Below are 11,538 nucleotides of genomic sequence, written 5' to 3' on the forward strand. Positions count from 1 at the left end.
CCGCGAGCCGGCCCGTCAGTACGTCAGACCACCGCCGAGCGCGCGACGCGCACCGGCACCGACTTGTACGACGGCGTGCCGCTTTCCTTGTCGATGTAGTCGAGCGGCACGAGCACGTTCGCTTCCGGGTAGTACGCGCCGACCGACCCCGGGGCGATGTCGTACTCGATCGCGGTGATCTTCTCGAGGCGCAGCGCGCGACCCGATGCGGTGACCGTCTCGATGTCGACGAGGTCCCCGTGTTCGAGCCCGTACTTGGCGAGGTCGGCGGGGTTCATGAACAGCACGTCGCGCCGGCCGAACACGCCGCGATAGCGGTCGTCGAGCCCGTAGATCGTCGTGTTGTACTGGTCGTGGCTGCGCAGCGTGATCAGCCGCAGCACCTGCTCGGCGCCGAGCACGTCGGCGTCTTCCTTCACGCCCTTGTAGACCGAGAACATCGCCTTGCCGGTCGGCGTCGGCCACACGCGCTCGGTGGGCGGCAGCGGCAGGCGGAAGCCGCCCGGCGTGCGGATGCGCTCGTTGAACGCCTCGAAGCCGGATACCGTTTTGTCGATCAGGTCGCGGATGCGGTCGTAGTCGTCGATCAGGTCGAGCCACGCGACCTTGCTGGCCGGCAGCGTCGCATGCGCGATGCCCGCGACGATCGCCGGCTCCGAGCGCAACTGGTCGGACGCCGGCTTGAGCTTGCCGGCCGACGCGTGAACCATCGACATCGAATCCTCGACGGTGATCGACTGCCGGCCGGTGGCCTGCATGTCGAGCTCGGTGCGGCCGAGCACCGGCAGCACGAAGGTTTCCTTCGCGACCAGCAGGTGCGAGCGGTTCAGCTTGGTGCCGAGATGCACGCTCAGGTCGAGCTTCGCCATCGCCGGGAACGACTGCTCCGGATCGGGCAGTGCGACCGCGAAGTTGCCGCCGAGGCACAGCAGCGCCTTCGCGGTGCCGTCGATCATCGCCTGCATCGCCTGCACGGCGTCGTGCCCGTGATGCGCGGGCGGCGTGAAGCCGCACACGTCCTCGATCTTCTTCAGGAACTCGGCCGACGGCTTCTCGGTGATGCCGACCGTGCGGTTGCCCTGCACGTTCGAGTGGCCGCGCAGCGGGCACACGCCGGCGCCGGGCTTGCCGATGTTGCCGCGCATCAGCAGCAGGTCGGCGATCAGGCGCACGGTTGCGGTGCCCTTGTTGTGCTGCGTGACGCCCATCCCGTACGTGACGATCGTCGCGTTCGACTTCGCGTACGCGAGCGCGACCTGTTCGAGCTGCGCCTGGCTGAGCCCGCTCGCGCGCTCGATGTCGTCCCACGACGTGGCTTCGAGGTCGGCCGAGAACGCGTCGAAGCCGTTGGTGTGCTGCGCGATGAAGTCGCGGTCGAGCACGTTGCCGCGCTCGGCTTCGAGCTGCAGCAGCGCCTTCATGATGCCCTTCAGCGCGGCCGCGTCGCCGCCGGCGTCGACCTGGTAATACGTCGATGCGATGCGGGTCGAGCCGAACGACGCCATCTCGATCATGTCCTGCGGATCGGCGAAGCGTTCGAGCGCGCGCTCGCGCAGCGGGTTGAACACGATGATCGGCACGTTGCGGCGCGCGCACTCGTGCAGCGTGCCCATCATCCGCGGGTGGTTCGTGCCGGGGTTGTGGCCGATCGAGATGATCAGCTCGCAGTGATCGAAATCCTCCAGCGACACGGTGCCCTTGCCGATGCCGATCGACTGCGGCAGGCCGACGCTGGTCGGCTCGTGGCACATGTTCGAGCAGTCGGGGAAATTGTTGGTGCCGAGCTCGCGCGCGAACAGCTGGTACAGGTACGCGGCTTCGTTCGACGCGCGGCCCGACGTATAGAACTCGACCTGGTCGGGCGGCAGCGCGCGCAGCACTTCGCCGATGCGTGCGAACGCGTCGTCCCATTCGATCGCGCGGAACGTGTCGGTCGCGCGGTCGTAGACGAGCGGATGCGTGAGCCGGCCCATGTTCTCCAGCTCGTAGTCCGACATGCGCAGCAGCGACGACACGGTGTTCGCCGCGAAGAACTCGGGCGTCACGCGCTTGGTGGTCGCTTCCCACGTGACGGCCTTCGCGCCGTTCTCGCAGAACTGGAACGTCGACTTGTGTTCCTTGTCGGGCCACGCGCAGCCGGGGCAGTCGAAGCCGTCGGGCTGGTTGGTCCGCATCAGCACGATCGGCGCCTCGATGGTTTCCATTTGCGTGCGCACCGCATCGGCTGTCGCGCGAAGCGCGCCCCAACCACCGGCGGGCCCGTCGTACTTCCTGATGCCTGGCACTTCGCGTCGATTTGTCATGTTGAATCTCCATCAGCCTTACCCGGTGCGGGCGGCTCGGTTTGCGCCGTGTCGCGGCGTGGGGCGGCTCCGCCCGGTGGACGGAGCCGGTCATGCGTGCCCCGGGCGTGCGGGGCATGCTGTTTTTCAGTGCGCGTCCTTCTTCGCGCCGGACGACTTCTTGCCGGACGCTTTCGCGGCTGGCGCGGGCGGCGGTGCGTCGGCGGGCGTGTCGCCCGTCTTCGCATCGTCGCTGGCCTTGGCTGCCTTGCCGTTCGATTTCGCCTTGCCGTCGGCGTCCTTCTTCGCGTCCCGGGTCTCCTTCGCTTCAGGCGCCGCGAGCTTGGTGAACGTCACTTCGTCGCTGGCCTTGTCGTAGTCGACTTCGCATCGGTCGCCCGACTTCAGCCGGTCGGCGAGGATCTCCTTCGCGAGCCGGGTCTCGATGGTCTGGCGGATCTGGCGCTTCAGCTCGCGTGCGCCGAACTCCGGCTGGTAGCCGGCTTCGGTCAGGTGCTCGACGAGCGAATCGCCCATCACGAGCGTGATGTCCTGCGCGGCGGCGGTGCGCACCACGCGGTCGAGCTGGATCTGCACGATCGCGCGGATGTTCTCCTTCGACAGCGCGTGGAAGACGATCACCTCGTCGATCCGGTTCAGGAACTCGGGGCGGAAATGGCCCTTCAGCACCTGCATCAGCTCCTCGCGGATCGCCTTGTCGGTCTTGCGCGCGGCTTCCGGCTGCGTGAGGTTGTCCATGATGATCGCGGCGCCGAGGTTGCTCGTCGCGATGATGATCGTGTTGCTGAAGTCGACCACGCGGCCCTTGCCGTCGGTCAGGCGGCCGTCGTCGAACACCTGCAGCAGCACGTTGTAGACGTCCGGATGCGCCTTCTCGATCTCGTCGAGCAGGATCACGCTGTACGGGCGGCGCCGTACGCGCTCGGTGAGCTGGCCGCCTTCGTCGTAGCCGACGTAGCCGGGCGGCGCGCCGATCAGCCGCGCAACGGCGTGCCGCTCCATGTACTCGGACATGTCGATGCGGATGATCGCCTGTTCGTCGCCGAACACGGTCTCGGCCAGCGCCTTCGCGAGCTCGGTCTTGCCGACGCCCGTCGGCCCGAGGAACAGGAACGTCGCGATCGGCCGGTGCGTCTGGCCGAGCCCCGCGCGCGACAGCCGCACGGCATCGCTGACGGCCACCACCGCGTCGCTCTGGCCGACCACGCGCTCGCGCAGCTGCTCTTCCATCTTCAACAGCTTCTGGCGTTCTTCCTGCGTGAGTTCGGAAACCGGGATGCCGGTGAGGCGCGACACGACCTCGGCCACCGATTCGACCGTCACTTCGAGCGTCTCGGAGCCCGTCTTGCGCTGCCACGCCTCCATCTTCTCGTCCACGGATTTCTGCTTCGCGTTGATCTGCTCCTCGAACTGCTTCGCTTCGTCGAAGCGCTTGCGCGACGTGGCGTAGTCCTGCTCGCGCTTCAGTTGCGCGATCTGCGCTTCGCCTTCCTGGATGTCGACCGGACGCGACGTCGCGCCGATCCGCACGCGCGCGGCGGCCTGGTCGATCAGGTCGATCGCCTTGTCGGGCAGGAAGCGCGACGTGATGTAGCGATCGGCGAATTCCGCGGCCGCGACGAATGCGTCGTCGGCGAACGTGACCTGGTGGTGCGCCTCGAGGCTGTCGCGCAGCCCGCGCAGGATCACGATCGTCTGCTCGACGCTCGGCTCCGGCACGAACACCGGCTGGAAGCGCCGTTCGAGCGCGGCATCCTTCTCGATGTACTTCTGGTATTCGTTGAGCGTCGTCGCGCCGATCAGGCTCAGCTCGCCGCGCGCGAGCGCGGGCTTCAGCACGTTCGCGATGTCGAGGCCGCCTTCGCCGCCGCCCTGGCCGGCACCGACGATCGTGTGCAGTTCGTCGATGAACAGGATCAGTTCGTCCTGCTTCGCCGTGACTTCGTCGATCAGCTGCTTCGCGCGCTCCTCGAACTCGCCGCGATACTTCGCGCCGGCCACCATCGAGTTGATGTTGACTTCGACGAGCCGCTTGTCGCGCAGCACCTCGGGCACGTCGCCGTTGACGATCCGCTGCGCGAGCCCTTCGACGATCGCCGTCTTGCCGACGCCCGGCTCGCCGATCAGCACCGGGTTGTTCTTCTTGCGGCGTGCAAGCACCTCGATCGTGCTCTCGATTTCCTGCGCGCGGCCGAGCACCGGGTCGAGCTTGCCCTGGCGCGCGATCGCGGTGAGGTCGCGGCCGAACTTGTCGAGGTTCGGCGTACCGGTCGGCGCATCGACGCGGCCGTCCTCGGCGCCTTTGCCGACCACCTTCACGACTTTCTGGCGCAGCGCCTCGGGCGTCACGCCGTATTTCTTCAACAGCGTGCCGGCGACGCTGTCCGGCACCGACGCGAGCCCGATCAGCAGGTGCTCGGGGCCGATGTACGAGTGGCCGAGATCGCGCGACGCCTGGAACGCGTACTGCACGGCCTTCTTCACGCGCGGCGAGATCGACAGCTTGTCGAGCGGCGCATCGGGGGCGGCCGTGCCGGTGTGCGCATGCGCGTCGATGTACGACTTGATGTCCTCCGGCGACAGCTTCAGTTCCTTCAGCAGCGCGGCGCACACGTCGGTGTCCGCGAGCGCGAACAGCAGGTGTTCGGAATCGAGCTCGCTGCGGCGCAGCTCGTGCGCCTTCTCGGCCGCGCGCTGCAGCAGCTCCAGCGTCTGCTCGCTGAACGCGTCGGTCGGGTCGACCGATTCGCGCGGAATCTCGGCGGCGAGCGGCGATTCGTCATCGAGCCCGCCGAACAGCGACGACGAGCCGCCACCGCCGAGCAGCGAATCGAACGGGTTCAGCATGCTCTGATGCCGCATCAGCTGACGGAAGTGGTAATCGCAGATCGAGATCGTCTTGCGCTCGCCGTCCTGCATCACGGTTGCGCGCGCGACGGCCGGCCGCGCGTGGCAGATATCGCAAAGTGCGGGCATGGTGGTCTGGCTCCTGTCGGTGAAAGTGGGTCGAAGGGCGAAGTCCCGATGCGGTGCGGCGCTTGGGCGCTACCGACCGCGAACGCACGACACGCGGCACGGCGGCGCGCGGGCGGCACCGGCGCTGTCACGCAGCGCGCGTCGGCGTCGTGCACGGTCGCGGTCAGGGCGGCAAGCGTGCGTGCCGGGAGGAGCCCACGGCATCGCTTCGACTGCGTTCAAAATAGCGAATCGGCGCAGGCTATCCAAGGCACAGTTCCGCCCCGGCCCGGCCGCGAATTGCACCCTCGCATGCGCGCACGCACGGGTGGCAAGGAGTACAGACGGGCGGGCGCACGGCGCCACGGGCGTGCGCGGCGTGCGCAGCGTGGGATGACAGGAAGCGGAAGCGGGCGGCGCGCGAACGGATCGCGGTGCGACATCGGCGCGCAGGGCGCCGGTGATCGGGGGATCAAAGGCAGCGCGGATGGGGAGGCGCGACGGAAGCGCGGCAGGGGGCGCGACACGGGGCGCGTGCCGCGAGCGGCCAAGCGCCACCACGCACGCACCGCGGACGATGCGTGTGGGGCGGCCGCAGGCGAGGGCGGGTTGCACGGTCCGGGCCGGACGCGGCGCAACCGACGCGTGCCGCGATCAGTCCGAGAGGGTCATCGCAAGCCGCTGCCGGGCGATCTGCTTCACGTCCTGTGACAGTGCCGCATTCGGCAGGCCATTGGCCCAGACGGAGAACGAATCCTCGATCAGGTTGCGCGTGTCGGGCGGCAACTCCGCCAGGACCAGCGACAAGACGGTGAACAGCACGGCGGTGTCGCCGGCCTGGCTGCTCGCGTTCGCGTCGACCGCCTGCTTCAGGTGGTCGACCGACGTCTGCAGCGCCTGCAATGCCTCATTCGACTCGCTCATCACACACTCCATGCAAGATGGGTTTGATCGGCGACGAACCTGCGGCCGGCAGTGCGGCCGCTCGCGCGCGACACCCGGCGGGCATCGCGCGCAGGCAACCGCGGTCAGGCCGCCGTGCTGGCCTGCGGCGCCACGGCCACCGATGCTTCGCTCGTGAGCATCAGGAACGTGAACGTTTCGCGCAGGTACAGGCGGACGACCTTGTCGGTATGACTCGTGTAGCCGATCGATACGTCTTCCCCGAGGTGCAGCTCGTAATCGCCGCCGCGCGTGGACAGCACGCAGCCGCCGCTGATCGCCGGCGCCCAGATGATCTCGCCGCTGACGATCCGCTTGATATGGCCGAGGACCGGATAGCCCTGGTCGCGCGCTTCGCTGAGCGCCGTGTACGCATCCGAGCCGAGCACGACCGAGTACGGGCCGTCGACGCCGGCAAGCCGCAGCGCTTCGAGCGCGTCGCTGATCGCGTCGGGATACGCGCTCACATCCGCCGGCAGCGTGAGCTTGCGGTTCGACGTGCCTTCGCGGATGCCGAGAATGCCGGCGGCCCGGTAGCCGTCGAAAATCGCGCCGTCCTCGGCGAACGCGAGCCGCTGCGCGGCGTCCTTCGCCGGTTGCCAGTCGGCGTCGCGCGCGCCGCGCTCGACGCTGTCGATCGCATCGCGGCTTAACTCGAACGGCACCGTCAGCTCGACGATCGTGCGGACTTCGCGCAGCCGCGCATTCACCAGCTCGCGCGGGGCGGCGACGTCGACGAGGTGCCCGGTGCCGACGGCCGACAGTTCGGGGCCTTCGGGGCCGTCGACATCGACGACGCGGCGGCCGGCCACCGAGCGTTTGAACGTGCGTGCCACTTCCTCCTCGATTTGCTCCCAGGCGGAGGACGAGATCGGGGCGAGTTCGCGGTGCAGGTTGTTCATGGGTTTGGGTTGCCTCACGTCAGCGAAAACACTTCAGGGTGGGCCGATCGGCTGACGGACTGCGTCTGAGCCCGGCAGGCCGATCGCGGACGAAAATGCATATTAGCAGGCTCTATTGACACCGCTGCAGCACAAATCGAAACGACACACTGCGGTGGCGCAACTGTTCTGCAATTCACGTGCGGGGAGAGGCGGTGCGCTTGTGCTGAACGCCGCGGCGGATGGCGATACCCGGCTGCGCGCCGGCGCCCGCGTCGCTCGGGCCGGGCTCGATGGCGTGCCGAACCATAGGCGGTCGACGGCCGATCGCGTGTCGCGCATTCTTACGAACATTCATCCGGCAGGGGTTCCGGACGCCGGGGCTCGGCCGCGTTCAGTTGCCGGGGGCCGAGCCCGGATGAATCATAGGCGCAGTCTATTGAAGCTTCGCAACGAGTGGAGGGCATTCATGGCGCGACCATTCGCCTCGCCCGGCGCGGGGTTGGCGCGCCGGACTGCCCTTGGTGATGATGGGCGTTACGACGGCACGCCTTTCAGCGAGCCGATCTTCAACGAGCCGTCGCGATGCGGCGCGGAAGAGGCCGGTTCCGGCTCCGTGGCCTCGGCGGCCGGCGCCGCGCGATCGGCGAGCGCTTCGAGCAGGTCGGCGGACGGCACGAAGAACAGCGAGCCGGTGACCGCGCGGCTGTAATCGAGCAGGCGGTCGTAGTTGCCGGGCGGGCGGCCGACGAACATGTTCTCGAGCATCTGCTCGATCGGCGCCGGCGAACGCGCGTAGCCGATGAAGTAGGTGCCGAATTCGCCCGCGCCCGGGCGCCCGAACGGCATGTTGTCGCGCAGGATCTTCACCTCCTGGCCGCCCTCGTCGAGCGTGGTCAGCGAGCTGTGCGAGCACGACGGCTTCACGTCCGGCGCGAGCTCGATGTCGGCGAGCTTGGTGCGGCCGATGATGCGCTCCTGCGTCTCGACCGCGAGCGCGTTCCAGCCGGCCATGTCGTGCAGGTACTTCTGCACGATCACGTAGCTGCCGCCGGTGAATGCCGCGTCCTCGTCGCCGATCACCGTGAAGTCGACCGCCGCGCGGCCTTCCGGGTTCTCGGTGCCGTCGACGAAGCCGATCATCGCGCGCTGGTCGAAATTGCGGAAGCCGTGCACCTCGTCGACGACCGTGACGGCATCGCCGAGCGCGCCGAGCAGCTGCGTCGCGAGTTCGAAGCACAGGTCCATCGCGTCCGCGCGAATGTGCAGCAGGATGTCGCCCGGCGTCGCGACCGCGACGCGCTGCCCCGCGCCGAATTCGCGGAACGGATGCAGCGCGGCGGGGCGCGGGTTGCCGAACAGCGCATCCCACGCGTCGGCGCCGAAGCCGCACACGCAGGTGAGGTTGCCGCCCGGCACGCGCTTGCCGACCGAGCGCACGAGCGCGGCGATGTCGCCGCACCATGAGCGGATCGTGTCGGCGTGATCGGCGCCGGGATTGATCGTCGCCACGAGGAAGATCGCGCTGCGCGTGATCGGGCTGTGAACGTTTTGGGGGAGCGGGGGAGGTGTCTGCATCGTGGGCTGCCGGTCAGTCATGTCGGGACGGTAGTGCCGTGGCGCGCGAGGGCGAACGGTTGAACTGTGTCATGCGACTGTTCTCTTTGTGTCACGCGGATGAAGGACGCTGTGCGGGCATCCCGCAACGGGCCGCAGCGGTGGCGGCCGCACGGGGCGCGCGACCTGCCCGCACCGCGTGACGTCGTCGAGCAAGCAATCTAGCAGCTTCGGCCGGTCTTTGGAACACGAATCGCCGAACTGTCATGCGAATCCGTCAAACAGGGCCGGATTTTGGCCGGCGCCCGCGCAGCTGTACTCCTGGCGCATGCGGCGCTGTGCTCTTGAGCGTGCGTGCCGCGTGCAGTAGATTAGGTCCCGCTGCGCCGCCACGAGGAGCGTCATCATGAACCTGCTGGAAGCGATGCGTGTGTATGTCGCGGTGGTCGAGCATGGCGGCCTGTCCGGTGCGGCGTCCGAGCTGCAACTCGACGAAGCGCAGGTGAGCGAACGGATCGACGGTCTCGAACGGTATCTCGGCTGCCGCCTGCTGCTGTGCCGCGATAGCGACGACGTCGCCTGCACCGATGCGGGTGACGCGTTCCACGTGTGCTGCCGCCGGACGCTGTCCGCGGTCGAGCAGGCGACCGGGGCGGCCGGCCCGCACGCGCCCGATATGCCGGATGGGCCGGATCGGCCCGACGCGCACGATACCGTGCATGCCGCCGCGCGCGACGCGACGTTCCCGCCGCCGCCCGGCGCCGCTCATGCCTCAACCCAGCGACTGTCACCTTGAATACGACCTCCATTCCCTGCTCGCCCGCCGAGCGCATCCGCCGCCGCTTCGGCCATTTCCTTCACGCGGCCGAACTGGCCGGACTGATCGTGATCGGGCTCGCGACCGCGTTCGCGATGGCGCAGGAAGCGTGGAAGGTCGTGCTCGCGGGCGAGGTGTCGCTGACCGACCTGCTGCTGATGTTCCTGTATCTCGAAGTGCTCGCGATGGACGTGCGCTACCTGCGGCTCGGCCGCTTGCCCGTACGGTTTCCGCTGTTCATTGCGATGACGTCGCTCGCGCGCGACCTGATACTGCGCGGCGCAACCGACAGCCCCGAGCGGATGCTGATGACGACGGTCGGGATCGTGCTGCTCGCCGTCGGCGTGCTGATCCTGAGTTTCGGCCAGCACCGCTTCCCGGCCGACGTCGCCGATGTCGAGGACGATGCGCAGGCGCGCAGGTAAGCGCGCGGGCGGCCGCATGCATTTTCGCTGTCCCCGCAAGGAGGGAGCTGGATGAGCACACATTCCGTTGAATCGAAGCGGGCGATCGAGCTGCAGCACGCGGCGTCGGACGCCTACCGGCTGGCGCGCGACACGCGCGATGCCGATCCGGCGCTCGCCCGCGCGCCCACCGTCGCCGGGTTGCAGCGAGAGGCTGCGTACGCCTATGCCGACGCGGCGCGTGCACGCGAGGCGGCCATCGGTATCTGAATCGAACCCCGGCGTGCCGCATCGGTTGCGGCGCTGCCACTGACCCTCCAACCGAGCGAGGTATCGCATGACCCAGCAACTGATCGTCGCCGTGTTCGGCAGCGTCGACACGGCTCGCCAGGCCGCGAACGATTTCGAGGCGCTGTCGGAGAAGGACGAGGGATTCCACATCGAGAACGGCGTCGTCGTCGAGAAGGACGCGACCGGCAAGCTCGCGGTCCTCCACGCGGAATCGCGGCCGTTCAAGGGCGGCGTGATCGGCGCGATCGCGGGCGGCTTGCTCGGCCTGCTCGCCGGGCCGCTCGGCGTGGTCACCGGCATGGCGGCCGGCGCGGGCGCCGGCATTCTCGCGGAAGCGGCCGGCAACGCGCTGCTCGACGGCACGTTCGTCGAGACGGTGGCGGCGCGGCTCGTGCCCGGCAGCGTCGCGATCATCCTGGAAGCGAAGGAAGACACGCCGTTCTCGGTCGACAACGTCGTGACCGGATTCGGCGGCAAGGTGTTTCGCCAGTCGCTCGACTGAGCGTGTCGTCGTCGAACCGGAAAGGGAGAACCGCATGCACATCGAACAATCGTACCGGCGCTTCGACATCACGGCGACGCTGTCGCCGCTGCCCGGCCACGGCAACCGCGCGATCGCGAGCGTCGACGTGACGACCGACGATCCGGCCCGCCTCGCCGATCTCGGCACCGGGCAATTCCTGCAGATCCGCAAGTGGGTCGAGTCGAACGACATCGCGTTGCTGACGGTGGTGTTCGACGAGTGCAAGGTCGCGATCGATCACTACGCGGACAACGTCGACGACGCTTGAGCGCACGCGGGGCCCGCGCATCAGCGGGCTTCGCGTGACTGCCGCCCGACGGCGGCCGGCAAACCGCGACGACGCACGCCGGCACCGCGCCCGGCGAATGCTTGCCGCGCGATCGCGCGGGGCCGTTTGCCGTCGCGTTCGAATCTGTTCACCACGCCGGCCGGATTTCACGTTTCCTCGCCAAACTGTCACTTACATTCGTCGAAATGACGCAGTAGGATGCCGAACCTTGTCTAGATGAGATTCGCATTGCTATCCGCCTTCAATTTCGATAACGGACGAGGTTCGCACCGGGACGCCCGCGCCCGGGCACGGCAATCCGGCTTCGTGCACCGGCGCGGCCATGCCGCCCGTGCATCGCACGCCGGTTCACCGCTGGCGGGGCGAGGCGGATGAAGCTCTACGAGAAATTTGCAAACGACATAGAGAGACTCATCCGGCAGGGCGTATATCGACACGGCGATCGTGTCCCTTCGGTGCGGCAGGCGAGCCAGCAGCACCGGATCAGCATCACGACCGTGCTGCATGCGTATCTGCTGCTGGAAAGCCGCGGGCTGCTCGAAAGCCGTCCGCAGTCGGGCTATTTCGTGAACCTGC

The 11,538-nt window shown here is 68.2% G+C and carries 11 protein-coding genes; 6 read left to right on the top strand and 5 right to left on the bottom strand.

What is annotated here, in order from left to right; genetic code table 11:
• Window positions 1-23 precede the first annotated feature (23 nt).
• The 5 genes from LGM56_RS36185 to LGM56_RS36205 all read right to left on the bottom strand — a co-directional run bounded on the left by LGM56_RS36185 (window position 24) and on the right by LGM56_RS36205 (window position 8,680).
• Complete coding sequence (locus LGM56_RS36185) at window positions 24-2,303, bottom strand: FdhF/YdeP family oxidoreductase (RefSeq protein ID WP_089460105.1); 2,280 nt, start codon at window positions 2,301-2,303, stop codon at window positions 24-26.
• A 126-nt stretch (window positions 2,304-2,429) separates the two neighbouring features.
• Window positions 2,430-5,279 carry an ATP-dependent Clp protease ATP-binding subunit gene (locus tag LGM56_RS36190; protein WP_226208158.1) on the bottom strand — a complete coding sequence of 950 codons (2,850 nt, stop codon included), beginning with the start codon at window positions 5,277-5,279 and terminating at the stop codon, window positions 2,430-2,432.
• A 633-nt stretch (window positions 5,280-5,912) separates the two neighbouring features.
• Window positions 5,913-6,182 carry a hypothetical protein gene (locus LGM56_RS36195; RefSeq protein WP_226208159.1) on the bottom strand — a complete coding sequence of 90 codons (270 nt, stop codon included), beginning with the start codon at window positions 6,180-6,182 and terminating at the stop codon, window positions 5,913-5,915.
• 104 nt (window positions 6,183-6,286) lie between these two features.
• Complete coding sequence (locus LGM56_RS36200) at window positions 6,287-7,102, bottom strand: family 1 encapsulin nanocompartment shell protein (RefSeq protein ID WP_226208160.1); 816 nt, start codon at window positions 7,100-7,102, stop codon at window positions 6,287-6,289.
• 516 nt (window positions 7,103-7,618) lie between these two features.
• The gene (locus LGM56_RS36205; protein WP_226208161.1) at window positions 7,619-8,680 is read right to left on the bottom strand and encodes a Dyp-type peroxidase; all 1,062 of its coding nucleotides are present in this window, start codon (window positions 8,678-8,680) and stop codon (window positions 7,619-7,621) included.
• Window positions 8,681-9,044: 364 nt separating this feature from the next.
• Here LGM56_RS36205 and LGM56_RS36210 point away from each other — a divergent pair, with 364 nt between their 5' ends.
• The 6 genes from LGM56_RS36210 to LGM56_RS36235 all read left to right on the top strand — a co-directional run.
• Window positions 9,045-9,434 (top strand): LysR family transcriptional regulator, encoded by a 390-nt coding sequence (locus LGM56_RS36210; protein WP_226208162.1) that lies wholly within the window; start codon window positions 9,045-9,047, stop codon window positions 9,432-9,434.
• Entirely contained in the window at window positions 9,431-9,880 is a 450-nt protein-coding gene (locus LGM56_RS36215) for a phosphate-starvation-inducible protein PsiE (protein WP_089476056.1), read from the top strand. The genes LGM56_RS36210 and LGM56_RS36215 overlap by 4 nt, the downstream gene beginning before the upstream one ends.
• A 51-nt stretch (window positions 9,881-9,931) precedes the next feature.
• On the top strand, window positions 9,932-10,129 hold the full coding sequence (locus LGM56_RS36220; protein ID WP_089498600.1) for a hypothetical protein: 198 nt from the start codon (window positions 9,932-9,934) through the stop codon (window positions 10,127-10,129).
• A gap of 67 nt (window positions 10,130-10,196) precedes the next feature.
• The gene (locus LGM56_RS36225) at window positions 10,197-10,652 is read left to right on the top strand and encodes a DUF1269 domain-containing protein (protein ID WP_089498601.1); all 456 of its coding nucleotides are present in this window, start codon (window positions 10,197-10,199) and stop codon (window positions 10,650-10,652) included.
• Window positions 10,653-10,686: 34 nt separating this feature from the next.
• Window positions 10,687-10,941: a hypothetical protein gene (locus LGM56_RS36230; protein ID WP_089498602.1), complete on the top strand. Its 255-nt coding sequence runs from the start codon at window positions 10,687-10,689 to the stop codon at window positions 10,939-10,941.
• A gap of 392 nt (window positions 10,942-11,333) precedes the next feature.
• On the top strand, window positions 11,334-11,538 hold a 205-nt coding region (locus LGM56_RS36235), incomplete at its 3' end, for a GntR family transcriptional regulator (RefSeq protein WP_217112318.1).

This window comes from Burkholderia sp. AU38729, assembly GCF_020419725.1.
Taxonomy (GTDB): Bacteria; Pseudomonadota; Gammaproteobacteria; order Burkholderiales; family Burkholderiaceae; genus Burkholderia.

Bases quoted from the DNA above. Each gene is read 5' to 3' on its own strand.
- LGM56_RS36185 (WP_089460105.1), bottom strand. From the start codon at position 2,303: ATGACAAATCGACGCGAAGTGCCAGGCATCAGGAAGTACGACGGGCCC.
- LGM56_RS36190 (WP_226208158.1), bottom strand. From the start codon at position 5,279: ATGCCCGCACTTTGCGATATCTGCCACGCGCGGCCGGCCGTCGCGCGC.
- LGM56_RS36195 (WP_226208159.1), bottom strand. From the start codon at position 6,182: ATGAGCGAGTCGAATGAGGCATTGCAGGCGCTGCAGACGTCGGTCGAC.
- LGM56_RS36200 (WP_226208160.1), bottom strand. From the start codon at position 7,102: ATGAACAACCTGCACCGCGAACTCGCCCCGATCTCGTCCTCCGCCTGG.
- LGM56_RS36205 (WP_226208161.1), bottom strand. From the start codon at position 8,680: ATGACTGACCGGCAGCCCACGATGCAGACACCTCCCCCGCTCCCCCAA.
- LGM56_RS36210 (WP_226208162.1), top strand. From the start codon at position 9,045: ATGAACCTGCTGGAAGCGATGCGTGTGTATGTCGCGGTGGTCGAGCAT.
- LGM56_RS36220 (WP_089498600.1), top strand. From the start codon at position 9,932: ATGAGCACACATTCCGTTGAATCGAAGCGGGCGATCGAGCTGCAGCAC.
- LGM56_RS36225 (WP_089498601.1), top strand. From the start codon at position 10,197: ATGACCCAGCAACTGATCGTCGCCGTGTTCGGCAGCGTCGACACGGCT.
- LGM56_RS36230 (WP_089498602.1), top strand. From the start codon at position 10,687: ATGCACATCGAACAATCGTACCGGCGCTTCGACATCACGGCGACGCTG.